This window comes from Paraburkholderia edwinii (genome assembly GCF_019428685.1).
Classification (GTDB): Bacteria; Pseudomonadota; Gammaproteobacteria; order Burkholderiales; family Burkholderiaceae; genus Paraburkholderia; species Paraburkholderia edwinii.
Window position 1 is genome coordinate 664,262 of record NZ_CP080096.1, and the last position, 25,648, is coordinate 689,909.

Sequence of the window (25,648 nt, forward strand, 5' to 3'; positions counted from 1 at the left end):
ACCACGACGACCAATCCCGCGATGAACGACACCGCCCTGACCAACAATACCCGCCGCTATCCCGATCCCGCCGTTCGAATTCTCGACCCGCGTTTTACCGCGTTGCGGCTCTCGTCCGCCTCGGTCGAATGTCTGTTCCAGGGGACACGCTGGTCCGAAGGACCGGTGTGGTTCGGCGACGGCCGTTATCTGCTGTGGAGCGACATCCCGAATAACCGCATCTTGCGATGGGATGAAGAGACCGGCGCGGTCACGCCGTTCCGCCGTCCGTCGAATAACTCAAACGGCAATACGCGTGATCGCGAGGGGCGCCTCGTGACCTGCGAACATCTGACGCGCCGCGTCACTCGCACCGAATATGACGGTTCGATCACGGTGCTGGCCGACCGTTACGAGGGCAAGCGTTTCAATTCGCCAAACGACGTCGTCGTTAAATCCGACGGGTCGACCTGGTTCACCGATCCGAGCTTCGGCATCGACAGCTTTTACGAAGGTGAAAAGCAGGAACCCGAAATGCCGCAGCGCGTGTATCGCGTCGACGGGCAATCCGGCGAGGTGACGCTCGTCGACGACGAAGTGATCGGCCCGAACGGCCTCGCGTTTTCGCCCGACGAATCGGTGCTCTATATCGTCGAGTCGCGCGGCGAGCCGCGCACGATTCGCGCCTTCGATGTCGTGCAAAACGGCCGCGCGCTCGCGAATAACCGCGTGCTGATCGACGCGGGTCCATCAGGCACGCCCGATGGCTTTCGCGTCGATATCCACGGCAATCTGTGGTGCGGCTGGGGCATGGGCACCGACGAACTCGACGGCGTGCGCGTGTTTTCGCCGAACGGCGAAGCGCTTGGCCATATCGCGTTGCCGGAGCGCTGCGCGAATGTCTGTTTCGGCGGCCGGCATCGCAACCGGCTTTTTATGGCCGCGAGCCACGGGCTTTACGCGCTGTACGTGAATACGCAGGGCGTCAAGGGCGGCTAATAGACCGCTAAGTACCGCGACGGACGCCTAACCAATCAGGAGCAGATGTGGCAAAGAGGAAGACACCAGAGGAATTGCGCAGCCATCGCTGGTATGGCGTGAACGACCTGCGTTCGTTCGGACATCGGTCGCGCACGGCGCAAATGGGCTATAGCCGCGACGAGTATGCAGGCAAACCGGTCATCGCGATCCTCAATACGTGGAGCGAGATGAACCCGTGCCATACGCATTTCAAGCAGCGTGTCGAGGAAGTGAAACGGGGCATCTGGCAGGCCGGCGGCTTCCCGATCGAACTGCCGGTGCAGACGCTCTCCGAGCCGTTCCAGAAGCCGACTACGATGCTCTACCGCAACTTTCTCGCGATGGAAGCGGAAGAGACGTTGCGTTCGTATCCGGCCGACGGCGTCGTATTGATGGGCGGCTGCGACAAGACCACGCCCGCGCTGCTGATGGGCGCGATCTCGATGGACCTGCCCACCATCTTTTTGCCGGCCGGCCCGATGTTGCGCGGCAACTGGAACGGCGCGACGCTTGGTTCGGGATCCGATACGTGGAAGTACTGGGCCGATCTACGCGCCGGCAAGATTACCGAAGACGACTGGCGCGGCGTGGAAGGCGGCATTGCACGCTCGCCGGGTCACTGCATGACGATGGGTACCGCCTCGACAATGACGAGCGCGGCCGAAGCGCTCGGCTTCACGCTGCCCGGTTTCGCCTCGATTCCCGCGCCCGATTCGCGGCACGCGCAGATGTCAGCGAAAACCGGCATGCGCATCGTCGAGATGGTGTGGGACGACCTGAAGCCGTCGGACATTCTGACGGCGCGCTCGATTGATAACGCTGTGACGACCTGCCTCGCATTGTCGGGTTCGACGAATGCGATCGTGCATATGATCGCGCTCGCGCGACGTGCCGGCATCGATCTCACGCTCGACCGTTACGATGCGCTGTCGCGTCGCACGCCCGTGCTCGCGAACGTGCGTCCGACCGGTCAGTACCTGATGGAAGACTTCTACTACGCGGGTGGGCTGCAGGCGATGCTCGCGGAGTTGGGAGACCTGATCGATCGCTCGCAGAAAACGGTGAATGGCCGCACGATCGGAGAAAACCTCGAAGGCGCGCGCATTTTCAACGACGACGTGATCCGCCGCCGTGAAACGCCACTGATGCCCGACAACGGCCTCGCCGTCCTGCGCGGCAATATCGCGCCCGACGGGGCGGTGATCAAGCCCGGCGCCGCGGAAGCGAAATTGCTCGTGCATACGGGCCGCGCGGTGGTGTTCAAGGACTACAACGACATGGCCGCGCGCATCGATAGCGACACGCTCGATATCGACGAAACCTGCGTGATCGTGCTGCAGCACGCAGGTCCGGTCGGCGCGCCCGGCATGCCCGAATGGGGGCAACTGCCGATCCCGCGGAAGCTGCTGCAAAAGGGCGTGCGCGACATGCTGCGCATTTCCGATGCACGCATGAGCGGCACGAGCTACGGCGCATGCGTGCTGCACGTGGCGCCGGAGTCGTTTATCGGCGGTCCGTTTGCGCTTGTGCGCGATGGCGATCTGATCGAACTCGATGTGCCGCAACGCAAGCTCAACGTGCTCGTAAGCGACGAAGAGCTCGCGCGCCGCAAGGCTGAGTGGGTCGTACCCGAACCGCGGTTCACGCGTGGCTACGGCGCGATGCATCAGATTCATGTGATGCAGGCGGACAAGGGCTGCGATTTCGACTTTCTGCAGCGCGGCGGCGCCGTGGCGGATGGCGAGCCGGAGATCCACTAGAACTGAAGCCGGGCCGATCGATTCCGTCGTCTAGTATCCGCGTGCTTTCCGCACGCGGCTACGTTCGCTGCGGCTGCTGCTGCGGCGGTAATACCGTGCCGCGCGGGTCGCACTACCGCATCGTGCCGCTCGCAACACCGCAAGCAAGGCTCGAGCGCAGCAGAGCATCAATAACCCACGCGATAAACGCGCCCCGTCTGCGCGCCTTCCACACTGCGCAGATAGGCCAACGCCGCGCGTTGCGCGCTCACAGGCTCAAAGCCGCGGAAATACGGCGCATAGCTATCCATCGCTTCGGTCAGCACCGTCGGACTCACGATGTTGATGCGGATACCGCGCGGCAGTTCGATCGCCGCACCGCGTACGAAGCCCTCTAGCGCGAGATTGACGGTGGTCGCGCTGACGCCCTCGCGAATCGGTTCGTCGGCGAGAATGCCGCTCGTGAGCGTGAACGAGCCGCCGTCGTTCATGTAGCGCAGCGCGCCGAATACGACGTTGACCTGACCCATCAGTTTGTCGTCGAGACCCTTGCGGAACTGATCGATCGTCATGTCCGTCATCGGGCCGAAGAACACCTTGCCCGTTGCCGTCACAACGCCGTCCACTTTGCCGATCTCGCTGAAGAGCTGCTCGATGCTCGCGGGATCGGTGCTGTCGACGCGATGCGCGCCGCGCGTTGCACCGACTTCGATCACCTCATGGCGGGCCTTCAATTCTTGCGCGACGGCGCGGCCGAGCGTGCCGGTCGCGCCGATCAGAATGATTTTTTTCATGTTGTTCAGCTCCTCTACGAGGTTGACGGTGGAGCTGATTGTTACAGTGCATTTGCACGGAAACAAGCACATTGCACTCCTTCATTTGGAGCGCCTGCATTTGAGGCTGAATGCGCCGATGTGCGCGACCCGGTTAAATCGCCCGACGAAATAAGCGCAAACCCAATACAAATTACCTGTCGCTACTTGTCGCGCTCCTTGTTACGCTTGAATTCGATCACTCGCCCAGGCCGTCGATGATTGAGCGCAAAGTGGACGCGGCCGCGAAACTCCGGATCTTTTTGCGCACGCGTCCGCTCGTCCGGATGCCCCGCTACATCGGGCGGCATCATGCCTTTCTCGACGACCGTATAGCCGGGCTCCACAGCAAGCAGCACACCGCTGCCGCCTGCCCGGCTATCGAATCCCGCAAGACCGTCACCCGCTTCAGGCACGGCGTTGTCGAGCGTCGCGTTGCTCGTCGTCACTTCGTCCGGGCCGATCGTGCCGTAGCCCGCGAGACGCGCGGCCTCGCGGTTCTTGCCATCGGTATCGACGGTGCTGTCATGCGTGCGGTCGTTGTGCATTTCCATGCTCAGCATCGATCGCTCGGGCGACTTTTCGTGCGTCCGTGTTTGCGTTTGTGCTTGCGTCTGCTCGGGTTGCTGCGACGATGGTTCGGGCTTGTCGGTTTGATCGGCGCTCATCTGCGTTCCTCCTTACGAATCGGCTTCATCGGAAGTTCAGCAAGACCTGTTCCGGCAAAGCGCGGATCGCACAAACGGACGGAAATGCATGGGAACCCGCCAACGCGAGATCGAGTCAATGGCGACGTCAGCGACGATCATGCCCGCATGTCAGATACGCGACTTAAAGCGTCCGCTAAGCGCGCTCGGCATTTTTTTGTGTTTTTTTAATGGACGCGAATTTTCTACAGAGTATCATCGACTTTCGACCAGGCGTTGGCAGTTAGTAATAATCCTAAGCTTTACAACGCCACAGTAATGGCCGACGTGGGCAGTACGGTAATGCACTTTCTCGAACCGTCATTGAGGCAGTCAGGAGCTGATGACTCATGCATGTCGATGCTGCATTCACTCATCGTGGCTATTTGTTGAACTGCTCGCCGGCGCGCGCCGGCGACGGAACCTGGCAGGCGTATGTCGTCGTATCCCGATCGAGCGACGGCGAGCTGGTCGCTAACCGGTTCTTTCCCTCGGAACTCCGCTTCCCCGACGAAGCCGCTGCAATCGCGCACGCGCGCGACTGGGCTGTGCGCTGGATCGACGCAAGCAGTATGACGATCTGACGCAAAGGGCCGCGCGAGCCGCCGCGGCCCTCGCCTGCAACCCCTACGTTCGATTCCACCTTCGACCTCACGTCCCGCTCCGCGTTCGATGCGTTGGTATTCATCGCCTCGTGAGGTTCATGCGCCTCATGAGTCGGCGGGCGCGCGCATCGGCGCGTGCGAAGCCGTGCCGCGCGAGTCCGCAAAAAACGCGGTAATCTCTGGGGACAATTCACTTTTTGCCGTGTCTCGCGGCACGGCCGCTGTCCTCGCCATGTCAAACGTTTCGCCGAACCAGTGGGGTCTCGAACACATCGTTGCCGAGTTGCGCGCGTCGCGCGAACAGCTGCATCGCACGCGCCATCCGCGCGGCATTCGCGAACTGCCTTCGCGTCAGGCCGTGATCGATATCGTCGCGGGCCTGCGCGCCGCGCTGTTTCCGACGCATTGGGGCGCACCCGATCTGACCGATGAAAGCGTCGACTATTACGTCGGGCACACACTCGAAAGCACCTTGCGGCTGCTTGCCGAACAGATCCGCCGCGCGCTGCGCTTTCTTCCTGAATACGCCGACACGCCGGACGCGGACCTCAGTGCACGCGCGTTCGAAGTCGCACGCGAATTCGGTATGCAGTTGCCGGCGATTCGCGCGCTGCTCGTGAGCGACATTCAGGCCGCCTACACCGGCGATCCGGCCGCGCAGCACATTACCGAAATCCTGCTCTGCTATCCGGGCGTGTGGGCGATGACGCATCACCGACTGGCGCATGCGCTGCATCGCCTCGGCGTGCCGCTGCTCGCGCGTTTCATCAACGAGATTGCGCACTCGGCGACCGGTATCGACATTCACCCCGGCGCACAAATCGATTCGAGTTTCTTTATCGATCACGGTACGGGCGTTGTGATCGGCGAGACCGCGATCATCGGCAAGCATGTGCGCGTGTATCAGGCGGTCACGCTCGGCGCGAAGAGCTTCGCGGCGGACATCGACGGCGCGTTGATCAAAGGCAACGCGCGCCATCCGATCGTCGAAGACGACGTCGTGATCTATGCGGGCGCAACGATTCTCGGCCGTGTGACGATCGGAAAGGGCTCGGTGATCGGCGGCAATGTGTGGCTGACGCATAGTGTGCCGCCGGGCAGCAGCGTGTCGCAGGGCAAGGTGCGTGAGGGTGAGCGCAGTCGCGAGCGCGGCAACGACGACGGCGCGCGTTAGCGCTCAGCGCGCAAGCAAGCGCACCGTCGCGCGCCTGCTGCACGCCCTAGGTATTCGCAACAAGCACCGACGACGGGCTGCCGACGATCGACAGGAATTCGCGTCGCGTCGAAGGGTCGGTACGAAACGTGCCAAGCATCCGCGACGTCACCATCTCCGCGCCGGCCTTGTGCACGCCACGCGTCGACATGCATTGATGCGACGCCTCGAGAATCACGCCGACGCCTTTCGGCTGCAACACTTCGTTCAGTGTGTCGGCAATCTGCACCGTCATTTTTTCCTGAATCTGCAGACGCTTGGCGAATGCATCGACGAGGCGCGCAAGCTTCGAAATGCCGACCACGCGATGCTCAGGCAAATACGCGACATGCGCGCGGCCGATGATCGGCACCATGTGATGCTCGCAGTAGCTCTCGAAGCGAATGTCCTTCAGCACGATCATTTCATCGTATCCGTCCACTTCGGAGAACGTGCGCGCGAGAATGTCGCGCGGATCGACGTCGTAGCCCGCAAAGAATTCTTCGTACGCGCGCACCACGCGCGCCGGCGTATCGATCAGGCCTTCGCGCTGCGGATCCTCGCCGGCCCAGCGTAACAGCACACGCACGGCATCTTCGGCTTCTTCGCGACTCGGGCGGGAGGCGGTCACGCTTTTCTTCGGCGTGGCAGGTGTCAGCTTTTTTTTGCTTGTCGTCATTGTTCCTCCGGTCCCATGCTGTTGTCGGTTATCACGATTCGCAGTAACGCATGCGCCTTGCGATGTGATTCGTCTGTTGCGGCGATCGTGCTTCGTTCGACTCGTTGAAGATTTCGTGCCAGCCGGAAGTCGACATCCCACATCGAACATGCCGGCACGAATTTACGTGATTGTATCGAAGGCCGCGCATCGACGATGCGCATAGCATCGTGCATTGCACCAGTACAGGAAGTGGACTGGGTCTGCACGCCGATTAAGGAAATGATCGTTCGCGGATGCGTGCGTTCGTGACGCGTATTGCGCGCGGTACGTCCGGCGCAGGGGTAGATGTCAGACGAGTGTCCAAGCGCGCGGCGCAATGCGGCGTACGCCCGGCAGTGAGCCTCACTTGATGTTCATGCGTGAGCCGGGTTCATGCGAATGTGCTTGAGCCATTCTTCGGCAGACGGCAGATGCGACACGAGCGCGATCGCCTGTGCGTCGCCGTCGTCCTGCACCGCGATGCAGGTCTCATTGAGAATGGCCGACTGCAGATAGAACAGGAACGTCAGCGCGCGAATGCCGTATCGGCTGGCTATGGCATCGAGCGAATCGACTTCGTCAAGCAGTTCGCGCACAAAGCGCGACGAAAGGCTCGCACGATGCATCAAAACAATCGCTTCCACTGCCATATCGGCGGACCGGGCGGGATCGTCGTCAGGGATGTCGGTCGCGCGAATGGCTTCGGAGTGGACGAGGCACTGCATCACATCGGCAGTAAAGTCGGCACACGAGTACGTCATAATCTATTCCGGATAATCTGACTCACACGCTCGTTAGACAGCCTTCTTACGTTCTTTGCAGGATAGTAAGCAATCCGATATGTGGGCTGGCTAACGAAGGCAGCGAAATGCGGCTGGCCATCATTTATATCAAAAACAGCGGCCTTTAGCAGCCTGCTTGTCGGAATGTCGGCGGTTCAATGCGAAGTAACGGACCTATATGCCCATCGATATCGAAACGCGTTGCGCTTTTTATGCCCAATGATTCGGCGAGCGGTAATGCCGGTATATGACGCATGCAATGAATAAAGCGATGCGGTCTTTCGAATAGCTAATGGATTTGCCTGAACGCACGTCGACTTGACTGGCGCTGTCGACTCGCGGGTGTTTTCTTTGCGACGGCGCCATGCATTCGCATGGCTTGCTCATCGACGCCTGAACATGCGCCGGCCGGATAGCTATCCGAGACGACCGCGCACGCGGCTGCGAACTTGCGTCGACCGGACCGCCGACGCACTTTACGTGAACGTCAACCTGCAACCTTGACAATCGATCCTGCCCACTCCGATAATGACCCGAAGCGTTCGCTAAACGAATCACTGTTCTTATAGCGAACATTTGCGATCCGATCGCCGCGAGCATCAGCAGGGCCGCAAGCCGCCCAAGCCGCACCTCGCACCGGACGCCAGTCGCAACAGGAACCCGTGATGATCAACAAGATTTTCGATTCCCTTCAATCGGCCGTCGCCGACGTGCACGACGGCGCGACCGTTATGATCGGCGGCTTCGGCACGGCCGGCATGCCGGCGGAACTGATCGACGCGCTGATTGCGCAGGGCGCGCGCGAGTTGACGATCGTCAACAACAACGCAGGTAACGGCGATACCGGCCTCGCGGCGCTGCTGAAGGCGAGGCGCGTGCGCAAGATCGTCTGCTCGTTTCCGCGGCAGGCGGATTCGTATGTGTTCGACGCGCTGTACCGCGCCGGCGACATCGAACTGGAACTCGTGCCGCAAGGCAACCTCGCCGAACGTATCCGCGCGGCGGGCGCCGGCATCGGCGGCTTTTTCACGCCGACGGGCTACGGCACCGAACTCGCGAAGGGCAAGGAAACCCGCGTGATCGACGGCAAGCCGTATGTGCTCGAAATGCCGCTGCACGCCGATTTCGCGCTGATCAAAGCCTATAAGGGCGACCGCTGGGGCAACCTGATCTACCGGAAGACCGCGCGCAATTTCGGCCCGATCATGGCGAGCGCCGCCAAAACGGCGATCGTGCAGGTGTCGGAAGTCGTGCCGCTCGGTGCGCTCGACCCGGAGGAAATCGTCACGCCCGGCATTTTCGTACAACGCGTAATCGAGGTGCCGCAAGCGGCGCATCGCACGTCATCTTCCGCTGCGGCGGCCTGACGAGGAGACCAGACATGAAACGACTGACCCGCGATGAAATGGCAAAACGCGTCGCGCAGGACATTCCTGAAGGCGCTTACGTCAACCTCGGTATCGGCGTGCCGACGCTGGTCGCGAACCATCTCGCGGCCGACAAGGAAATCTTCCTGCATAGCGAGAACGGCCTGCTCGGCATGGGGCCCGCACCCGCGGCCGGCGAAGAAGACGACGAACTGATCAACGCGGGCAAGCAGCACGTCACGCTGTTGAACGGCGGCGCGTTTTTCCACCACTCCGATTCATTTGCGATGATGCGCGGTGGTCATCTGGACTACTGCGTACTCGGCGCGTTCCAGGTTTCGGTGAACGGCGACCTTGCGAACTGGCACACGGGCGCGCCCGACGCGATACCCGCGGTCGGCGGTGCGATGGACCTCGCGATCGGCGCAAAACAGGTGTTCGTCATGATGGAACATCTGACGAAGCAGGGCGAAAGCAAGATCGTCGAACAGTGCTGGTATCCGGTGACGGGCGTCAACTGCGTGGACCGTATCTATACGGACCTCGCGGTGATCGACGTGACCCGCGATGGGCTCGTCGTGCGCGAAATCTTTTCCGACATTGACTTCGAGACGCTGCAAAAGCTGACCGGCGTGCCGCTCAAGGACGGCACGAAACTCCCGGCCGGCACGGACACTCAAACCGCTGCTGCGGCCGCACGCGCCGCGTAAAAGAGGAGGGCGCCGTATGCCCTACGCTGCAGTCAACGGCATCGAGCTTTACTACCGGATCGACGGCGATCGGCACGGCAACGCGCCGTGGCTTGTGCTGTCGAATTCGCTCGGCAGCGATATGTCGATGTGGACGCCGCAAGTGGCCGAATGGTCGAAGCATTTTCGCGTGCTGCGCTACGACACGCGCGGCCACGGTCATTCCGAGGCGCCCCACGGCCCATACACCACTGAGCAGTTGACGGGCGACGTGCTCGGCCTCCTCGATACGCTGAGAATCGCGCGCGCGCATTTCTGCGGCATTTCGATGGGTGGGCTGACTGGTATCGCGTTGGCGGCGCGTCATCCGCAGCGAATCGGGCGTCTCGTCCTTGCGAATACGGCGGCGCGCATCGGTTCGCCGGAAATATGGGTGGCGCGCGCGGCGCGTGCGCGCAACGAAGGCATGGCCGCGCTTGCGGAATCGGTGCTGCCGCGCTGGTTCACCGCGGACTTTATCGCGCGCGAACCGCTTGTGTTTGCGTTTATCCGCGACGTGTTTGTGCATACCGACAGGCACGGATACGCATCGAACTGCGAAGCGATCGATGCAGCGGATCTGCACGCCGAAGCGCCGGTTATAACGGCGCCCGCGCTCGTCATTTCCGGCACCCACGATCTTGCGGCAACACCCGAGCAAGGGCGTGCACTCGCGCAAGCGATCCCCGGTGCGCGGTACTTCGAACTCGATGCTGCGCATATCTCGAACGTCGAACAGGCCGATACGTTCACGCGCACCGTGCTCGACTTCCTGCAGGCGGATCCGCCGGCGTGAAAGGCCTGACCCAGGAACGCCTGATCCAGGCGCCCGAACCTGAATAAGGCGCGCTCACTCTTCCGCGTCGTGTTCCGCCACGAACCGGCGCAAATACGCGAGCACCGCCGCTTCGGCCGCACGATGATCAGCACAGCTCTTCGAGCCTGCGCTTTCCTCGTCGCCGAATAGCGTCGACGGTGCATCGTGCACGTCGACTTCCTGTCCTTCGCGGAAGACACGGATCTCGTGCACGTCTTCCGCATATTCCGCGACCCAGTGAATCCCTTCGATATGGGCGCCTGCCCTGACTGGCGGTATTTTCATCACGCATCTCCAGGTGCGCCGCAGGCAAAGTGTCGGCGCTCGCTATAACCATACGCCGTCGGCGCGCATTGCGCATCCGGGTCCGGCGCACGGTGTTTAAAAAGCGGCTTGATAACCAGTGGCTTTTAAAGCGGCACGACGAAAGCCTCCTGCTTGCTGGCAGACGCGCGGGCAGACGCGCGACGAGGCACACATGTTGCTCGAATGCTGATGCCTACAGCCACTTTGGAGGACTGTCATGCCTGAGAAGAAAACTCTGAGCCGCGCTAAAGCCGACAAACGCGCGGGCAAGGCGCCGAGCACGCAGGCCGGCGAGTTCGTCAAGGAAGAGGTCGATCACGTGCGCGAAGGCAAGCACGGCGTGCGTTCGGCGAAGCAGGCCGTTGCAATCGGCTTGTCGAAGGCGCGGCGCGCAGGCGTTGCATTGAAGCCGCCGAAGCCGGGCAAGACGAGCGAAGCGACGCGCAAGAAGGCGGAGAAAGATTCGGCCGCTGGTAAGAAATCCACGGCAAAGCGCAGCGCGAGCACCGAATCGAAGGCCAAGCGCTCGCGTGTCGCGACGGCCGCGCTTAAGCGCGAGAGCAGCCGCGGCGCGTCGAGCACGGCGATGTCGAAGCAGACGAAGGCCGCTGCAAGCCGCCGGTCCGCGGCGAGCCGCTCAGCCGCCGCGAAGAAGGGCGCGGCGACGAAGGGTGCATCGACGCGCTCGGCGGCCGCGAAGAAGGCGGCGCATACGAGAGCGGCACGCGCGCACCACTGAGCCGAGCCGGAGTTGAGTTCGAGGCGCGCTTTGCTGTGCGCCTCGAGCGCTTCAACTGAAGGCCCGCGCGGCCGGCGCGCTGCGCCACACCGCACCGGGGCCGCTCGCGCTTTTACATCTGCACCGAGTCGATCAGCGTTCTCTTGCCGGCCTTATAGTCGTACAGCGAAATCACGCCGTGCTTGACGTCGCCTTTCGAGTCGAACGTCGTTTCGCCGATCACGCCCTTGTAGTCGGTATTCGGCATCACGGCGAGGATCTTCGCCGGATCGGTCGAGTTCGCGCGCTTCATCGCGTCGATGATGATATTCGTCGCGTCATACGCGAACGGCGCGTAGATCTGCACCGGCTGCCCGAAACGCTTCTGGTACTTCGCTTCGAACTCCTTGCCGCCCGGCATTTTCTGGAGCGCCATGCCGATGTCCGAGCAGACGATATTGCCGGTCGCGTCGCCGGCGAGATCCGCGAGCTTTTCGCTGCATGCGCCGTCGCCTGCGAGCAACTTCGCGCGCAAGCCGAGCTGCTTCGCCTGCTTGGCGAACGGTCCGGCCGTCGCATCCATGCCGCCGTACATGATCGCGTCCGGGTTCTCGCCCTTGATCTTCGTCAGAATCGCGCGGAAATCGACGGCCTTGTCGTTCGTCGCATCGTGCGATACCACGGTCAGACCCAGCGACTTCGCCGTCTTCTCGAACTCGTTGGCCAGACCCTGGCCATAAGCGGTCGAATCGTCGACGATCGCGACGCGCTTCACTTTCAGGCTCTTTGCCGCATAGTTGGCGAGCGCCGGACCTTGCTGCGCATCGGTTGCCACGACGCGGTACGTCGTCTTGAAGCCTTGCTGCGTATAAGCGGGGTTCGACGCGGCCGGCGAGATCTGCACGATACCCGCGTCGCTGTAGATCTTCGAAGCCGGAATCGACGTACCGGAGTTCAGGTGGCCCACCACGCCGACGACCTTGTCGTCGACAAGCTTCTGCGCGACCTGCGTCGCGGTGCGCGGGTCAGCCGCATCGTCTTGCGCGTCGAGCACCAGCTTGATTTTCTGACCGTTGATCGTCAGTCCCTTTGCGTTGCTTTCCTCGATGGCGAGGCGCGCGCCGTTCTCGATGTCTTTTCCCAGGTGCGCGATTTGTCCTGTTGTCGGCGCGACGTCGCCGATTGCGACTGTCTCGTCTGCACGAGCGATGCCGCTGATCGCGAACGCAATAACGGCGGCTGTGCAAATCTTCGAATAGGTAGTGTTCATTTGTCCTTTTCCGGCTAAACGGGTAAATAAAGACTTCTTATTGAAACCGCCGTCTCCCGTTGAATAGAGGCAGTCGCGCGAACATGCCGTGACACGTTTGAGATGCTGCTGAACGTGGTCCGCCTAGTCAGGACACTTCACCCGAAGGGATATTCCGCGAAGGATTGTCTTTAATCCTGAAAACAACGCGCGCGCGAGATGCCAGGGTATTCCAGGCATTCGCGCGGCGTGTGGTGTGCAATGGATATGCGTGGCACACGGGCGCGGAAAATTCAAATTGCGCCATTGCCGGAGCGTCGCATTGCAGCGTGTGCGACTGCATGCGCGTGCGGCTGTCGCGAGCGACAAACGATGCGTCGCATAGCAAAGGATGCCGTCGCGATGAACGCAAACGCAGTCAGCGCAAACGTAGAAAAAAATAGGCAATGCAAACTGTTGAGGGCGGACGGCGACGCGCAAATGCCTGCCGCGTCGTCCAGAGTGAGGAGCCTACGATACAAGCGCGAGACGGCCGTTGCGCGGCGCGACGACGTCTTTGACAAGGGTGACCGGGCAAGGCGCGAGGCGGACCAGCCGATGCAGAAATGCGCGCGCGGACCAGCGGTCGAACAGCGACTTGAACGCGCAGCCGATCACGATCTGCCCGACGTTGAATTCGGTCGCGTACCGGATGATTTCGTCGACCGGGTTGCCGACCTTCAGCGCAAGATGAACGTACTGTCCCCGTGCGTCGAAGTCGGCCTTCAGCGCCTCGAGCAGATGCTGGCGTGAATCGACGCTCGCCGCGATGGCGCTGTCGGTGGCGATATCGAGTCCTATCTTCGGAAGCGGCACGACGGACAGCACATGCAGCCTGACGCCATTGCGCGAAGCGACTTCGGCCGCCAATAGCACGCCGCTGTACGAGACCTCGGAACCATCATAAACGGCCAACACGTATTTCATTGCCAGTCTCTCTTTCATGATCGACAGCAACTGAGACGTCCGGCGGTCAGGCTTTATTCCGACCTGTGGGTGTACACAACGACGCGGAGCCGAACGCGATGAATGAAAAACGGATGACGCGAGGTGGAATTAAAAAAAGCGAACACAAACGCAAACGGCGCTGTAGCCGGCGCGTGGGAAATCGCAAAACCTCATGCAGCGTTTAGCTCAATCGCTCGCTTTGTTACTGCTGTACACGAGAGACGAGTCTTTCACTTAGCTGAACGACTTCGAAAAGCGTACCGGTTGTGGAGCGCGTGGCGAGCAGACCCGCGCGCTGCAAGTTACCGTTTTCCGAGTACGCGAGTTCGACCAGATAGTTTGGCAAAAGCAGCGCCGCCGCGGTGATCTTCGTGGCCTCATCGCGCCCTACTACGCCGAACGCATGCATGATTTCACGAAGCTCGAGCGCGGTATGCGCGAGCAGCCAGAACTTTAAAATTTCCTTATCGGACTCGTTGAGCTGCGACTGCTCATCGAGACGGTCGACCAGTTCGACCGTGGCGCGCGCGGCCCGTACGCGGTCGGATACGTCCGCCGCGGGCGGCGTTTCATGGTCTGCAATGCGCGCGAGAAAGAGACCCTGATTTTCCGCGAGATGATGCTGGCGGCTCAGGCGTCGGAGCAACACCGTGACGGTGTCGTGCGGCGAAGGATGATGTCGTAGACCTAGCATGGCTTGCCAAACACGAATGCGATACGGGAAACGTGAAGAGCCGCTTGTGAAGCCACAGAAGCGAAGCCCGGAAGCGAGACACAGGGCAACACTAGCACGCCTGAATCACGACCGCATCCATTCATTCGTATCGATGCGCGCGAACGAACCATGGTTCGCCGCGCGCGAGTGCGCTCGCACACGCATTTGCGACATCTGCGGCAATGACGCGTTCTGGCTGCTTACGCGAAAAAGCGCAGCGCGATCGGATAGAGCGATGCGACGAGCAGTACGGCCATCGCGATGTTGAACGCGCGCAGCCAGCCCGGTTTGGACAGCAAGCCCCGCACCGCGGTGCCGAACGCGGCCCACAGGCAGATGCACGGCAAGCCGATGACATAAAACACCGCTGCCATGATCGACGCATTGACGTCGAAGTCGGCGCTTAGATGAATCGTGGTGGCGGCCGTCAGCACCATCATCCAAGCCTTGGGATTGATCCATTGAAAGATCAGCGCTTCATGGAAGCGCATCGGGCGGCGCTCGCCGTCGCGCACGCGCACTTCACCGGACGTGCCGATTTTCCACGCGAGATACAGCAGATAAACGACGCTCGCCGTTTCGAGCACCGTGTAAAGCAGCGGGAACCGTTGAAAAACCGCGCCAAGGCCAAAGCCGACCGACAGCATCAGCACGACCACTCCCGCGCTGATGCCGAAAATATGCGGCACGGTACGCCTGAAACCGTAGTTCACGCCGGACGCGAGCAGCATCGTGTTGTTGGGGCCAGGCGTGATGCTGGTGACGAGCGCGAACAGAATGCCGGCGGGCAGGGCGCTCAGAAGCTCGACGGACATGGGCAGTCTCCGGGGTAAAAGCGCGGTAAGAGCGGACGAAAGTGACTTGTCAGATTAGACGCAAGTTTAACGATGTCGGCCAATACAGTACCGATACAGATCTGCGAATGAAATCCTGTACAGAACTGGCGGGACACTCGCACTTCATCAAGCGTTGAATCAAGTGGCCCGTATAGGATCGAGCCGCTGCGTGAGTACATGCCTACAGAAAATCGACTGCACGCTTTTCATTGGAATTGGTGCATTTAAGGGGATAAAAACGCTTGCATTTCACCTACGGAAAACTATCTTGAGTTAACAAAATGATTCCAGGCTCGGCACCGGAGGAGACCCATGCCGGCTACCCGTACGATGATTGCGCGTCGCGCCGGCGTCAGCGTTGCCACTGTGGATCGTGTGCTGCGCGAAGACCAGGGCGTTCGCCCTGAAACGGCCGAACGCGTCCATGTGGCGCTGGCGACGCTGCGTGACGAGCGCGCGAGCCGCGGCCGGCCGCCGAAAGCCACATCGTTCCGCGTCGCTTTCGTTCTGCCGCATATCAACTCCCGCTTTCTCGCTCAGGTCGAACGCGATATCGCGTTGTCGGCCAGCTTTTTTCGCGAGCATCGTATTGTTCCGTCGTTCTATCGCTGCGATTTATCGAACCAGCGAGACGCCGCTTCGCTTGGCGCGCAACTGATCGACTACGACGCGCTTGTCCTGGTACCGCTCGATTACCCGTGGGTCGAGCGGATGATTCAGGACATGACCGACGCGAATGTGCCCGTCGTCACGGTGTTTTCCGATTTGCCGTCGAGCGCTCGCGCGGCTTATGTCGGTGTCGATAACCGCATAGCAGGACGAACGGCCGCTTTACTCATGGGGCGCTTCGTCGGATCGCGCATCGGCACGGTTGCGGTGTTGTCCGCGTCGTCGCGACTGCACGACCAGCTCGAGCGTCGCACCGGCTTCTCACAGGTGCTCGAAGAGGACTTCCGCAACCTGCGCTGTGTGACCGAATCCGATTTCACCGAAGACGACGAGAGCGCCGGCCTCGCGGTGCAGGGGCTGATTGCCGGACACCGCGATCTGGTCGGCGTCTATGTGACGGGCGGCGGTATTTGCGGCATCGCCGCTGCGTTACAGGAGCTCGGCGACAAGGCGCGCGTCGTTCTGATCGGCCACGAGTGCACGGGCGACGCGCGCGCGCAACTGTCCGAGCGCGCGATCGACGTGATCCTCGATCAGGACGTGCGCGGCATCGTCCATTGGGCGGGCCTGATGGCTATCAATTTTCTGAACGACGTGCGTGGCGTGCCTGGCATCCCGACGCCCGAAACCCGAATTTATCTTCGTGAGAATGCGCGTGCCTGACACTCGCGACCCGCGGACCGTGTTCTGAATCCGCCAAGGCCCGAATACAGCGCCCGGCGCATGGACGCTGCCCGTCATCAGGTTGAAGACCCGAGAAAGACAAGGAGAAGACAAATGTTACGTCTAACGTCAGCAAGGGTAATCGCGGCGGTTTTCGCGTCGATGGGGCTTTGCTTTGGATCGGCGGCGCACGCGCAAGACAAGCAGCTCACGCTCTGTTGGGCCGCCTGGGATCCGGCCAACGCATTGGTCGAATTATCGAAGGACTTCACAGCCAAGACCGGCATCAAGATGAAATTCGAGTTCGTGCCGTGGACGAGCTACGCCGACCGCTTCTTGAATGAGCTCAATTCGCACGGCAAGTTGTGCGATCTGATCATCGGCGACAGCCAGTGGATCGGCGGCGCCGCGGTCAATGGGCACTACGTGAAGCTCAACGATTTCTTCGCGAAGAACAAGATCTCGATGAACGATTTCGTGCCGGCCACGGTAGTCGGCTACGCGGAATGGCCAAAGAACACGCCGAACTACTGGGCGCTGCCGGCGATGGCGGACGCGGTGGGATGGACCTATCGGAAAGACTGGTTCGCGAGACCAGAGCTGCGCGCCGAGTTCAAGCAGAAATACAACCGCGAACTCGAGCCGCCGACCACGATGGATGAACTCAAGCAGACCGCCGAGTTCTTCCAGGGACGCAAGATCGACGGAAAGACCGTGTATGGCGTCTATATCTTCACGGAGCGCGGCTCGGAAGGCATCACGATGGGCGTGACCAACATGCTCTACAACTATGGCTTCGAGTATCAGGACCCCAAAAAGCCTTATCACCTCGAGGGCTTCGTGAATTCTCCCGGCGCCGTCAAGGGCCTCGAATTCTACAAGGCGCTTTACAAATGCTGCACCGCGCCGGGCATGACGAACGCGTATATGCAGGAAGGGCTCGACGCGTTCAAGTCAGGTCAGGTCGCGATGCAGATGAACTGGTTTGCCTTCTTCCCCGGCCTTTATAAAGATCCGAATGTCGGTGGCGACAAGATCGGATTCTTTGTGAATCCGAAGGAAGTCAAACAGTTCACGCAGCTTGGCGGGCAGGGCATATCGGTTGTCTCTTATTCGGACCACAAGGCGGACGCGCTCGAATACATCAAGTGGTTTGCGCAAGGCGACGTGCAGAAAAAGTGGTGGCAGCTCGGCGGCTATTCGGCGGCGAAGTCGGTCGTCGATGCACCGGACTTCCCGAAAAGCGCACCGTTCGCGCCGGCCTTCCTGAAGTCGATGTCGATCGTGAAGGATTTCTGGGCGGAGCCGGCCTACGCCGAGTTGTTGCTCGATATGCAAAAGCGCGTGCACGACTATGTCGTCGCCGACAAAGGCACTGCGAAAGAAGCGCTGGATCTGCTGGTCAAGGACTGGAACAAGGTCTTCAAGGCAGAAGGAAAGAACTAGTACGCAAAGGACACCGGCGCGCGCAACGTCCGGCCGAACGACGGGACCTATTCCCGTGCAAGGAGTCAGGCATGTCGGTCAACAAGCCTTTTCCTTCAGAAGGGTTGCAGGCGAAAACGCAGGCGCGCGCCGCAGCGCGCCTGCGCGGACTGTCCGACAGGACCATCGCCTGGCTGTTTATCCTTCCGACCATCGTGCTGCTGCTGGCGATCAACATCTTTCCGTTGATCTGGGCGTTGCGGCTGTCGTTTACGAACTTCAAATCGAATATGCCGAGCGTGCCGGCGCGTTTTGTCGGCATCGGCAACTACACGGACATCCTGACCGACGAAGACATCTGGTACGCGATGCAGGTCACCGCGCGCTTCGTGTTCTGGTCGGTCGGGCTCGAAGTCCTGCTCGGATTCGGGCTTGCGCTGCTGATCAACCGGCAGTTTCGCGGCCATAGTTTCTGGACCACGCTGATCCTGCTGCCGATGATGCTGTCGCCCGCCGTGGTCGGCAACTTCTGGACTTTCCTGCTGCAGCCGCAAACGGGCCTCTTCAACGACATCGTGAGCTTTTTCACCGGCATTCCGCCCGGCTCGTTCCAGATGATCGGCGATGTGCCGCTTGCCCCCTGGACCATCGTGATGGTCGACACATGGATGTGGACGCCCTACGTGATGCTGATCTGCCTCGCCGGCCTGCGCTCGATTCCCGACTACATCTACGAGGCGGCCGAAGTGGACCGCGCTTCGCCGTGGCGCCAGTTCTGGTCGATCACGCTGCCGATGACGCTGCCGTTCCTGATGCTCGCGATCCTGTTTCGCGGCATCGAGAACTTCAAGATGTTCGACATGGTGAATCTGCTGACGTCGGGCGGCCCGGGTTCCGTCACCGAAACCGTGTCGATCACGCTCAAACGCGCGGCGTTCGAGAAGTGGCAAACCGGTTATTCGTCGGCGCTGGCGATCATTCTGTTCGTGGTCGTGTTCGGCGCCGCGAATATCTATGTGAAGGCACTCAATCGGGTGAAACAGCGATGACCGACCTTGCCCTTCAACAATCTGTCGTGGCCGCTTCGCCGCGCGGCAAGACTTTCGCCGCCGTCGTCGTGATCGCGTATGCGCTGATCGCGGTCATGCCGATCGTGTGGATCATCCTGACAAGCTTCAAGACGCAGGAGGACGCGATTGCGTACCCGCCCGTCGTGGTGTTCCAGCCGTCGATGGAAGGCTACGTGAATCTGTTCACCATCCGTTCCCGGCAGACGCCCGAATTCATCGCGAGTCTGCCGCCCGCGGAAACGTGGTACGACCGCGACGTGCGCAAGCGCAACATGGTGATTGCCGGCCCGTCGAAGGTGGTGCCGCGTTTTATCAATTCGCTTGTGATCGGCTTCGGCTCGACGTTTCTCGCTGTATTTCTGGGCACGCTTGCGGCCTACGCATTCTCGCGCTTCAAGGTGCCGATGGCCGACGACCTGCTGTTTTTCATTCTGTCGACGCGGATGATGCCGCCCATCGCGGTCGCGATTCCCATCTATCTGATGTACCGCGCGCTCGGTCTGGCGGACAGCTATCTGGGCATGATCGTGCTGTACACGGCCGTGAACGTTTCGCTCGCCGTATGGTTGCTCAAGGGCTTCATCGACGAGATCCCGCGCGAATACGAAGAAGCCGCGCTCGTCGACGGCTACACGCGTCTGCAGGCGTTTATCAAAGTGGTTCTGCCGCAGGCGATTACCGGCATCGCCGCCACCGCGATTTTCTGTCTGATCTTCGCGTGGAACGAGTACGCGTTTGCCCTGTTGCTGACGAGCGGCGATGCGCAGACGATGCCGCCGTTCATTCCGTTCATCATCGGCGAAGGCGGTCAGGACTGGCCCGCCGTCGCGGCCGCCACGACCCTGTTCGTGCTGCCGATCCTGTTTTTCACGGTCGTTCTGCGCAAGCACCTGTTGCGCGGCATCACTTTCGGAGCGGTCCGCAAATGAAAGTGCAAACCATCCCGCCACGCCGGCGCCTGTTTCGCCGGCGTTACTGCGAAGGCGCTTCGACGGTGCTGATCGGCGTCGGCATTGCGATGCTCGTCCAACCGTTCGCGGTCGATCTCTATACGTGGTCGTTTCCCGTCATTCTGGTGGGCGCGCTGGCTTTCGTCGTGACCAGTCACTTTCCGGACTGAGCCATGTCGACGATCGTTCTTTCGAATCTGCACAAGCGCTTCGGCGATTTTACGGCCGTGCGCAATACGAACCTGACGGTGAACACGGGACGCTTCGTCGTGCTGCTCGGACCGTCCGGCTGCGGCAAGACGACCACCTTGCGCATGATCGCCGGGCTCGAACTGCCGACGTCGGGACGCATCCATATCGACGGCGAAGACGTCACGGCGCTGCGCGCGCGGCAGCGCGATATCGCATTCGTGTTCCAGATGTTCGCGCTCTATCCGCATATGAGCGTGCGCAACAACATCGCTTTTCCGCTGAAAAACGAGGGCGTTTCGCGTCGGGAGATTGCCGCGCGCGTCGAATCGGCCGCTCGCATGCTGCGCATCGAAACGATGCTCGACCGCAAAACGGGCGGGCTCTCGGGCGGCGACCGCCAACGCGTCGCGTTGGGACGAGCGATCGTTCGGCATCCGAAGGCGTTTCTGATGGACGAGCCGCTCGGCACGCTCGATGCCGATTTCCGCGAACTGATGTGCCTTGAGCTGCGCAAACTGCATAACGCGTTGCATGCGACGACCGTCTACGTGACACACGATCAAAGCGAAGCGATGGCGATGGCCGATGATGTCGTGGTGATGAATCAGGGCGAAGTGTTGCAGTCGGCGTCGCCGCACGAGATCTATCACTTTCCGGCCACCGTTTTCGTCGGCAACTTCATCGGTAGCCCGCCGATGAATTTTCTCCCCGTCGACGGCGGCGTCGAAGCGGGCGCGGAACAGGTGTCGCTGCACGGTGCGCCGGTGCCGGTGCCGCGCATCGAAGCGGCTGCTGCAAAGGCGCTGTTGGGCATCCGGCCCGAGCATGTCCTGATCGACGAGCGCGGTGCCTTGCGGGGCCGCGTGATTGCCGACGAGTATCTGGGCTCGCATCAGATCCTCGTTGTCGATACGCCGCTTGGTGTGGTGCGCGTCAGGGTCGGCAAGGACGAAGGACGCGCGGCCGGGTCCCAGGTCGGACTGTCGTTTCGCATCGAACGCACGCTGCTGTACGACGCCGGGAGCGGCAAGCTGCTGCCGGGCGCGGCGCGCCTGATGGCGGTGAATGGCAACGGTAATGGCAACGGCAAAGGGGGCGCCTATGTCTGAGATCAGCCTGCAGCACGTAACGAAGCGCTTCGGCGATATCGTGGCGGTGGATCAGGTGTCGATCGACGTGAAGGAGGGCGAGTTCGTCGTGCTGCTCGGGCCGAGCGGCGCAGGCAAGACGACTACGCTGCGGCTGATCGCCGGACTCGAACGGCCCGACGAAGGCGCCATTTTCATCGATGGCGAAGCGGCGACCGATATGCACCCCGCCGATCGCGATGTCGCGTTTATTTTCCAGCAATATTCGCTGTATCCGCATCTGACCGTCGCGGGCAATCTCGCCTTTCCATTGCGTTCGCCGCGGCGGCGCCTGAGCGAGGCGGAAGTGAGCGCGCGCGTGCAGGAAGTGGCCCAGCTACTGCACATCGAGTCCAAGCTTGGCAACATGGCGACGCGTCTGTCGGGCGGTGAAATGCAGCGCGTGGCGATCGGGCGCGCGCTGGTGCGCCGGCCGAAAGTGTTTTTGATGGACGAGCCGTTGTCGTCGCTCGACGCGAAGCTGCGCGAGGAACTGCGGATCGAGCTGAAGCGGCTGCATCGTACGATCGGGGCGACGATCGTCTATGTGACGCACGACCAGGTCGAGGCGACGACGCTTGCCGATCGTATCGGCATACTCGAACACGGCCGCGTGGTGCAGATGGGCACGCCACGCGAAGTGTATGGCAATCCCGCTTCGCTCAGCGCGGCGCAGCGCCTCGGCTCTCCGCCGATCAACGTGCTGCCGGCCGCGCTGTTCGATTCCAACGCGATTCCGCACGGCACGGCGACGGTCGCGATCCGCCCGGAAGATATCGTTCTCCACGCACCCGATGCGCGCGATGGGATCAGCCTGCGCGTGCTCGAATATTCACCGCTTCGGCATCTGCTGATTCTCGATCGAGAAGGAATCCCGATCGTCGCGACGACGATGACCGAACGCAATTTCGCGCCGGGACAAACGGTCGGCGCATCGCTGCCGCCGCGCAGCCTGCTCTATTTCCGCTCCGACGGCAGGAGGATTCCGGCATGAACGGCAAAACCGTCATGGCGTGCATCGAGGCTGCGCATGCCACATTGAAGGAACACACCGACGAAATCGCAGCGCTCGATCAGCAGATTGGCGACGGCGACCATATCTTCAACCTGCTACGCGGCGTCGATGCGCTGCTCGCGATGCGCGCCGATATCGAGGCCAAAGCATTTGCGCCCGCGCTGGATCTTGCCGCGTCGAAATTGCTGTCGACCGTGGGCGGATCGTCGGGGCCACTGTTTTTCTCGCTCCTGCACGGAATGGCGCAAGCGTCGGGTAACCACGCGGACGCGTTGAGCGTAGACGGCGTTGCGCGCATCTTTGCCGCGGGCGTGGACGCCGTCGCGCAGCGCGGCAAGGCGGGCATTGGCAGCAAGACAATGATGGATGTGCTGATTCCCGTCGCGTCGCGTCTGGCGGAACTGGCTGACAGCGAGGAGCCGCCGGAAGCCGTACTCGACGCGTTGCCGCAGGTCGCTGAAGCGAGCATGCTCGCGACGCGCGACATGCTCGCGACCAAGGGGCGCGCATCGTTTCTCGGCGAACGTTCGCGCGGTCACATCGATCCGGGGGCGCGCTCGTCGCAATTGATGATCGGCGCCGTTTGCGCGCGGCTCGCACAGGACAGAGCGTGAAAGGAGCGTAGGCCATGAAGAAATTCATCAACCAGGTCGACGACTTTCTCGCTGAGAGTCTGGCCGGTTTCGCTGCCGCGCATAGTGATCTTGTCGTCCTCAATCACGAGCCGGTTTTCGTGCGACGCAAGACGCTGAAGCCGGGCAAGGTCGCGCTGATCTCGGGCGGCGGGTCGGGGCACGAGCCGCTGCATAGCGGCTTCGTCGGCTACGGGATGCTCGATGCCGCATGCCCTGGCCAGGTCTTCACATCGCCCACACCCGATCAGATGATGGCGGCGGCAAAAGCCGTGGATACGGGGGCGGGCGCGCTGTTTATCGTGAAGAACTATTCGGGCGATGTGATGAATTTCGAAATGGCGTCGGAGATGTCGGATTTGCCGAACGCGAGGGTGTTGATCAACGACGACGTCGCCGTCGAAAACTCCAGTTACACGACAGGCCGGCGCGGCGTGGCTGGCGCCGTTATCGTGGAGAAACTGGTGGGAAGCCTCGCCGAAAGCGGTGCCGATCTCGAACAGTGCAAAGCGTTCGGCGACCGGATCAACAAGCACACCGCGACCATGGGCGTTGCGTTCTCGAGTTGCACGGTGCCCGCAGCGGGGACACTGACGTTCAAGATCGGCGACGATGAAATCGAAGTCGGCGTCGGCATTCATGGCGAGCCGGGGCGGCGGCGTGCGCGTTTTGCCGCGGCGGATGCGATAGCAGAAGAACTGCTGCGCGCGATCGTCGCCGATCTGAAGCCGAAGGCCGACGCCGAATTGCTGGTACTGATCAACGGCCTGGGCGGCACGCCGCTCGGCGAACTCTATCTGCTGTTCAACTCCACGCGCTTATGGCTGCAGGAACGCGCCTTGAAAATCGCGCGGGTGCAGGTCGGTTCGCTGACGACTTCGCTGGAAATGGCCGGTGCGTCGATTACCTTGTGTGTGCTGGACGAGGAAATGACACGGCACTGGGATAGCCCGGTGCACACGCCGTCGCTGCGGTGGGGTCTGTAGCGGCGATCGAATCGCGCCGTCCATGCATTTCTCTCGCCGATCCGATCGGCGGACCTCGGTCTCTTCAAATCAATCGTCACAACAGCGGGTTCCTCTCGCACGTCGACGGTTTCGATGCCGTAGCGACTGCATCCGGATATCGCGCAGATAAAGCGGCGCGACTCTTCTCGCTCGGCCGAATTTCTCTTTATTTTTTCGCTGCCCGTGAGCATTTCACGGCGGAAAAATTTTGAAATTCTTCTTGTGCCGGTTTTTTTTGTCGTTCTAAATTCGCCGAAACGAACGACCTACCTGCTGTTGGTGAGCATCCCACAGTAGGCTGAAGAGAAAACCGGCTCGATACCGCTGTCATCACGATACTTACCGTTAAACCCAAGCAGTTCTTTATATGTTCAGCACGATTAGAAATCCGAAATGAAGTGATATCCATATAACCGGATCGAGGAAAATGCTTAAGTCCATTAAAGGCTGCTCAGCGGCTGTTTTCGTGTTCTCTGCCATCGCGGCCAAACCTGCGTGCGCAGAGGTCACGCTGTACGGAATTCTCGACACCTTCGTCGGTTACACCAACGCAAGCGGCAAGGGCGCGCAGACCGCGGAGCAGAGCGGCGGCATCTACGCAAGCCGTGTCGGGGTAAAAGGCAGCGAAAATCTCGGTGGCGGCTTGCGTGCGACGTTCGATCTCGAGAACGGCATTCTGACGAACACCGGCGCAGCCTCGGATTCGACGCTGGCGTTCAGCCGCAGTGCGTGGGTAGGCCTCGCGAGCCGCTATGGCGAGGTGCGCTTCGGGCGGCAAAACTCCCCGCTGCTGATCATGCACAGCAAGTTCGATGCATTCAACGGCGGTACATACGGCTCCTTGCTGCACAACGCATCGACGTTCTCGTTCCGGTACGACAACATGATCACGTACTGGTCGCCGAACGTTGCGGGATTCACGTTTTCCGGCGGCGTGAGCCTCGGTGGGCAAACATCGCCGCACGACGCGTTGAATGCGTATGTGGGCGCGATCGACTACCAGCGCGGTCCGGTTTATCTCGGCGTGAGTCACGCCGAGCAGAACGGCGCGAACGGCGAAGTGCTCACGAAAACGACTTTCGCCGGCGGCAGTTATCAGTTCGGAAAACTGACGGGTTTCTTCGGCTTTTATCGCGGCAACAACCTCGGCTCGAATCTCAACACGAATGTCGAGGGCAAGTATCACAGCGTGTACTGGCTATCGGCCGGATACCGGGCTACGCCGGCTTGGAGCGTGACGGCGGGCATCGGCTATGTGGAGGACAGCACCGCGCAGCATAACAACGCGGGCGAAATCAGTCTCGGGACGGTCTACAACCTGAGCAAACGCACGCTGCTTTATGCAACGATTGCGCGCCTCGTCAACCGGCATGGTGCGACCTATGCACTGATCGGCAATGGGCCGTTCACACCGAATACGCCGGCTCGCGGTGAGGGCGTAACGGGCGCACAAGTGGGCATCGTGCAGTTTTTCTAACGACGCGAACCACGTGAGAGTAACGATGAAAGGCGGGATAGAAGACGGATCCATGCTTGAGCGAATGCCCCTGTTTTTTTCATCTGAGCAGCTCAAAAACACTCAAATTTTTCGCGTGCAATTTTTTTATGGCTGTTCTAAGTTAACTCAACGCCTGCTTAGAAAGACGCTTGTGAGCAGCTC

General features: G+C 61.1%; 27 protein-coding genes. 18 read left to right on the forward strand and 9 right to left on the reverse strand.

Annotation, left to right across the window (positions count from 1 at the left end):
• The first annotated feature begins 36 nt into the window (after nt 1-36).
• Together KZJ38_RS24640 and araD are read left to right on the forward strand one after the other, a co-directional pair.
• Entirely contained in the window at nt 37-978 is a 942-nt protein-coding gene (locus tag KZJ38_RS24640) for an SMP-30/gluconolactonase/LRE family protein (protein ID WP_219803605.1), read from the forward strand.
• A gap of 47 nt (nt 979-1,025) precedes the next feature.
• On the forward strand, nt 1,026-2,759 hold the full coding sequence (gene araD, locus KZJ38_RS24645) for an L-arabinonate dehydratase (RefSeq protein WP_219802327.1): 1,734 nt from the start codon (nt 1,026-1,028) through the stop codon (nt 2,757-2,759).
• Between the two features lie 167 nt (nt 2,760-2,926).
• Here araD and KZJ38_RS24650 read toward each other — a convergent pair whose 3' ends face one another.
• Together KZJ38_RS24650 and KZJ38_RS24655 are read right to left on the reverse strand one after the other, a co-directional pair.
• Nucleotides 2,927-3,532, reverse strand: a complete 606-nt coding sequence (locus KZJ38_RS24650; RefSeq protein ID WP_219802329.1) for a short chain dehydrogenase — start codon at nt 3,530-3,532, stop codon at nt 2,927-2,929.
• 182 nt (nt 3,533-3,714) lie between these two features.
• Nucleotides 3,715-4,113: a DUF3005 domain-containing protein gene (locus KZJ38_RS24655; RefSeq protein ID WP_219803606.1), complete on the reverse strand. Its 399-nt coding sequence runs from the start codon at nt 4,111-4,113 to the stop codon at nt 3,715-3,717.
• Nucleotides 4,114-4,586: 473 nt separating this feature from the next.
• Here KZJ38_RS24655 and KZJ38_RS24660 point away from each other — a divergent pair, with 473 nt between their 5' ends.
• Together KZJ38_RS24660 and epsC are read left to right on the forward strand one after the other, a co-directional pair.
• The gene (locus KZJ38_RS24660; protein WP_219802330.1) at nt 4,587-4,820 is read left to right on the forward strand and encodes a hypothetical protein; all 234 of its coding nucleotides are present in this window, start codon (nt 4,587-4,589) and stop codon (nt 4,818-4,820) included.
• Nucleotides 4,821-5,073: 253 nt separating this feature from the next.
• Nucleotides 5,074-6,015, forward strand: coding sequence for a serine O-acetyltransferase EpsC (gene epsC / locus KZJ38_RS24665; protein WP_219802332.1), 942 nt, complete (start codon nt 5,074-5,076; stop codon nt 6,013-6,015).
• Between the two features lie 46 nt (nt 6,016-6,061).
• Here epsC and folE read toward each other — a convergent pair whose 3' ends face one another.
• Together folE and KZJ38_RS24675 are read right to left on the reverse strand one after the other, a co-directional pair.
• A complete protein-coding gene (gene folE, locus KZJ38_RS24670) occupies nt 6,062-6,712 on the reverse strand; it encodes a GTP cyclohydrolase I FolE (RefSeq protein ID WP_219802334.1) in 651 nt (216 codons plus the stop codon).
• Between the two features lie 395 nt (nt 6,713-7,107).
• A complete protein-coding gene (locus KZJ38_RS24675; protein WP_219802335.1) occupies nt 7,108-7,494 on the reverse strand; it encodes a hypothetical protein in 387 nt (128 codons plus the stop codon).
• 686 nt (nt 7,495-8,180) lie between these two features.
• Here KZJ38_RS24675 and KZJ38_RS24680 point away from each other — a divergent pair.
• The 3 genes from KZJ38_RS24680 to pcaD are packed head-to-tail and all read left to right on the forward strand — an operon-like array spanning nt 8,181 to nt 10,406.
• Complete coding sequence (locus KZJ38_RS24680) at nt 8,181-8,882, forward strand: 3-oxoacid CoA-transferase subunit A (protein ID WP_219802337.1); 702 nt, start codon at nt 8,181-8,183, stop codon at nt 8,880-8,882.
• 14 nt (nt 8,883-8,896) lie between these two features.
• Nucleotides 8,897-9,592, forward strand: coding sequence for a 3-oxoacid CoA-transferase subunit B (locus KZJ38_RS24685; RefSeq protein WP_219802338.1), 696 nt, complete (start codon nt 8,897-8,899; stop codon nt 9,590-9,592).
• A 16-nt stretch (nt 9,593-9,608) separates the two neighbouring features.
• Complete coding sequence (gene pcaD / locus KZJ38_RS24690; protein WP_219802340.1) at nt 9,609-10,406, forward strand: 3-oxoadipate enol-lactonase; 798 nt, start codon at nt 9,609-9,611, stop codon at nt 10,404-10,406.
• 54 nt (nt 10,407-10,460) lie between these two features.
• On the opposite strand, the gene KZJ38_RS24695 is transcribed toward pcaD, so the two are convergent.
• The gene (locus KZJ38_RS24695) at nt 10,461-10,712 is read right to left on the reverse strand and encodes a hypothetical protein (protein ID WP_075159572.1); all 252 of its coding nucleotides are present in this window, start codon (nt 10,710-10,712) and stop codon (nt 10,461-10,463) included.
• Nucleotides 10,713-10,950: 238 nt separating this feature from the next.
• Here KZJ38_RS24695 and KZJ38_RS24700 point away from each other — a divergent pair, with 238 nt between their 5' ends.
• The gene (locus tag KZJ38_RS24700) at nt 10,951-11,472 is read left to right on the forward strand and encodes a DUF6496 domain-containing protein (protein ID WP_219802342.1); all 522 of its coding nucleotides are present in this window, start codon (nt 10,951-10,953) and stop codon (nt 11,470-11,472) included.
• Between the two features lie 112 nt (nt 11,473-11,584).
• On the opposite strand, the gene KZJ38_RS24705 is transcribed toward KZJ38_RS24700, so the two are convergent.
• The 4 genes from KZJ38_RS24705 to KZJ38_RS24720 all read right to left on the reverse strand — a co-directional run bounded on the left by KZJ38_RS24705 (nt 11,585) and on the right by KZJ38_RS24720 (nt 15,217).
• Nucleotides 11,585-12,721 carry a branched-chain amino acid ABC transporter substrate-binding protein gene (locus KZJ38_RS24705; RefSeq protein ID WP_219802343.1) on the reverse strand — a complete coding sequence of 379 codons (1,137 nt, stop codon included), beginning with the start codon at nt 12,719-12,721 and terminating at the stop codon, nt 11,585-11,587.
• Between the two features lie 489 nt (nt 12,722-13,210).
• The gene (locus KZJ38_RS24710; RefSeq protein WP_219802345.1) at nt 13,211-13,666 is read right to left on the reverse strand and encodes a universal stress protein; all 456 of its coding nucleotides are present in this window, start codon (nt 13,664-13,666) and stop codon (nt 13,211-13,213) included.
• A 223-nt stretch (nt 13,667-13,889) separates the two neighbouring features.
• A complete protein-coding gene (locus KZJ38_RS24715; protein ID WP_219802346.1) occupies nt 13,890-14,336 on the reverse strand; it encodes a hypothetical protein in 447 nt (148 codons plus the stop codon).
• A 266-nt stretch (nt 14,337-14,602) separates the two neighbouring features.
• Nucleotides 14,603-15,217 carry a LysE family translocator gene (locus tag KZJ38_RS24720; RefSeq protein WP_219802348.1) on the reverse strand — a complete coding sequence of 205 codons (615 nt, stop codon included), beginning with the start codon at nt 15,215-15,217 and terminating at the stop codon, nt 14,603-14,605.
• 333 nt (nt 15,218-15,550) lie between these two features.
• Between KZJ38_RS24720 and KZJ38_RS24725 the strand changes: the two genes are divergently transcribed.
• The 10 genes from KZJ38_RS24725 (at nt 15,551) to KZJ38_RS24770 (ending at nt 25,465) form a co-directional block, all read left to right on the forward strand.
• Nucleotides 15,551-16,570: a LacI family DNA-binding transcriptional regulator gene (locus tag KZJ38_RS24725; protein ID WP_219802349.1), complete on the forward strand. Its 1,020-nt coding sequence runs from the start codon at nt 15,551-15,553 to the stop codon at nt 16,568-16,570.
• Between the two features lie 114 nt (nt 16,571-16,684).
• Complete coding sequence (locus KZJ38_RS24730; RefSeq protein ID WP_219802350.1) at nt 16,685-18,016, forward strand: ABC transporter substrate-binding protein; 1,332 nt, start codon at nt 16,685-16,687, stop codon at nt 18,014-18,016.
• Nucleotides 18,017-18,087: 71 nt separating this feature from the next.
• On the forward strand, nt 18,088-19,044 hold the full coding sequence (locus KZJ38_RS24735) for a carbohydrate ABC transporter permease (protein ID WP_219802352.1): 957 nt from the start codon (nt 18,088-18,090) through the stop codon (nt 19,042-19,044).
• Nucleotides 19,041-19,994, forward strand: coding sequence for a carbohydrate ABC transporter permease (locus KZJ38_RS24740; RefSeq protein WP_219802353.1), 954 nt, complete (start codon nt 19,041-19,043; stop codon nt 19,992-19,994). The genes KZJ38_RS24735 and KZJ38_RS24740 overlap by 4 nt, the downstream gene beginning before the upstream one ends.
• Nucleotides 19,991-20,185, forward strand: a complete 195-nt coding sequence (locus KZJ38_RS24745) for a hypothetical protein (RefSeq protein WP_219802355.1) — start codon at nt 19,991-19,993, stop codon at nt 20,183-20,185. The genes KZJ38_RS24740 and KZJ38_RS24745 overlap by 4 nt, the downstream gene beginning before the upstream one ends.
• A gap of 3 nt (nt 20,186-20,188) precedes the next feature.
• Nucleotides 20,189-21,316, forward strand: coding sequence for an ABC transporter ATP-binding protein (locus KZJ38_RS24750; RefSeq protein ID WP_219802357.1), 1,128 nt, complete (start codon nt 20,189-20,191; stop codon nt 21,314-21,316).
• Nucleotides 21,309-22,328 (forward strand): ABC transporter ATP-binding protein, encoded by a 1,020-nt coding sequence (locus KZJ38_RS24755; protein ID WP_219802358.1) that lies wholly within the window; start codon nt 21,309-21,311, stop codon nt 22,326-22,328. Before KZJ38_RS24750 ends, KZJ38_RS24755 begins: the two co-directional genes overlap by 8 nt.
• Nucleotides 22,325-22,963 (forward strand): dihydroxyacetone kinase subunit DhaL, encoded by a 639-nt coding sequence (dhaL, locus tag KZJ38_RS24760; protein ID WP_219802360.1) that lies wholly within the window; start codon nt 22,325-22,327, stop codon nt 22,961-22,963. The genes KZJ38_RS24755 and dhaL overlap by 4 nt, the downstream gene beginning before the upstream one ends.
• Before the next feature lie 14 nt (nt 22,964-22,977).
• On the forward strand, nt 22,978-23,967 hold the full coding sequence (gene dhaK, locus KZJ38_RS24765) for a dihydroxyacetone kinase subunit DhaK (RefSeq protein WP_219802361.1): 990 nt from the start codon (nt 22,978-22,980) through the stop codon (nt 23,965-23,967).
• Nucleotides 23,968-24,415: 448 nt separating this feature from the next.
• Nucleotides 24,416-25,465: a porin gene (locus KZJ38_RS24770; RefSeq protein ID WP_219802362.1), complete on the forward strand. Its 1,050-nt coding sequence runs from the start codon at nt 24,416-24,418 to the stop codon at nt 25,463-25,465.
• The last annotated feature ends 183 nt before the right edge of the window (nt 25,466-25,648 follow it).

Bases quoted from the DNA above. Each gene is read 5' to 3' on its own strand.
- KZJ38_RS24650 (WP_219802329.1), bottom strand. From the start codon at position 3,532: ATGAAAAAAATCATTCTGATCGGCGCGACCGGCACGCTCGGCCGCGCC.
- KZJ38_RS24655 (WP_219803606.1), bottom strand. From the start codon at position 4,113: ATGCTGAGCATGGAAATGCACAACGACCGCACGCATGACAGCACCGTC.
- KZJ38_RS24660 (WP_219802330.1), top strand. From the start codon at position 4,587: ATGCATGTCGATGCTGCATTCACTCATCGTGGCTATTTGTTGAACTGC.
- epsC (WP_219802332.1), top strand. From the start codon at position 5,074: ATGTCAAACGTTTCGCCGAACCAGTGGGGTCTCGAACACATCGTTGCC.
- folE (WP_219802334.1), bottom strand. From the start codon at position 6,712: ATGACGACAAGCAAAAAAAAGCTGACACCTGCCACGCCGAAGAAAAGC.
- KZJ38_RS24675 (WP_219802335.1), bottom strand. From the start codon at position 7,494: ATGACGTACTCGTGTGCCGACTTTACTGCCGATGTGATGCAGTGCCTC.
- KZJ38_RS24680 (WP_219802337.1), top strand. From the start codon at position 8,181: ATGATCAACAAGATTTTCGATTCCCTTCAATCGGCCGTCGCCGACGTG.
- KZJ38_RS24685 (WP_219802338.1), top strand. From the start codon at position 8,897: ATGAAACGACTGACCCGCGATGAAATGGCAAAACGCGTCGCGCAGGAC.
- pcaD (WP_219802340.1), top strand. From the start codon at position 9,609: ATGCCCTACGCTGCAGTCAACGGCATCGAGCTTTACTACCGGATCGAC.
- KZJ38_RS24695 (WP_075159572.1), bottom strand. From the start codon at position 10,712: ATGAAAATACCGCCAGTCAGGGCAGGCGCCCATATCGAAGGGATTCAC.
- KZJ38_RS24700 (WP_219802342.1), top strand. From the start codon at position 10,951: ATGCCTGAGAAGAAAACTCTGAGCCGCGCTAAAGCCGACAAACGCGCG.
- KZJ38_RS24705 (WP_219802343.1), bottom strand. From the start codon at position 12,721: ATGAACACTACCTATTCGAAGATTTGCACAGCCGCCGTTATTGCGTTC.
- KZJ38_RS24710 (WP_219802345.1), bottom strand. From the start codon at position 13,666: ATGAAATACGTGTTGGCCGTTTATGATGGTTCCGAGGTCTCGTACAGC.
- KZJ38_RS24720 (WP_219802348.1), bottom strand. From the start codon at position 15,217: ATGTCCGTCGAGCTTCTGAGCGCCCTGCCCGCCGGCATTCTGTTCGCG.
- KZJ38_RS24725 (WP_219802349.1), top strand. From the start codon at position 15,551: ATGCCGGCTACCCGTACGATGATTGCGCGTCGCGCCGGCGTCAGCGTT.
- KZJ38_RS24730 (WP_219802350.1), top strand. From the start codon at position 16,685: ATGTTACGTCTAACGTCAGCAAGGGTAATCGCGGCGGTTTTCGCGTCG.
- KZJ38_RS24735 (WP_219802352.1), top strand. From the start codon at position 18,088: ATGTCGGTCAACAAGCCTTTTCCTTCAGAAGGGTTGCAGGCGAAAACG.
- KZJ38_RS24740 (WP_219802353.1), top strand. From the start codon at position 19,041: ATGACCGACCTTGCCCTTCAACAATCTGTCGTGGCCGCTTCGCCGCGC.
- KZJ38_RS24745 (WP_219802355.1), top strand. From the start codon at position 19,991: ATGAAAGTGCAAACCATCCCGCCACGCCGGCGCCTGTTTCGCCGGCGT.
- KZJ38_RS24750 (WP_219802357.1), top strand. From the start codon at position 20,189: ATGTCGACGATCGTTCTTTCGAATCTGCACAAGCGCTTCGGCGATTTT.
- KZJ38_RS24755 (WP_219802358.1), top strand. From the start codon at position 21,309: ATGTCTGAGATCAGCCTGCAGCACGTAACGAAGCGCTTCGGCGATATC.
- dhaL (WP_219802360.1), top strand. From the start codon at position 22,325: ATGAACGGCAAAACCGTCATGGCGTGCATCGAGGCTGCGCATGCCACA.
- dhaK (WP_219802361.1), top strand. From the start codon at position 22,978: ATGAAGAAATTCATCAACCAGGTCGACGACTTTCTCGCTGAGAGTCTG.
- KZJ38_RS24770 (WP_219802362.1), top strand. From the start codon at position 24,416: ATGCTTAAGTCCATTAAAGGCTGCTCAGCGGCTGTTTTCGTGTTCTCT.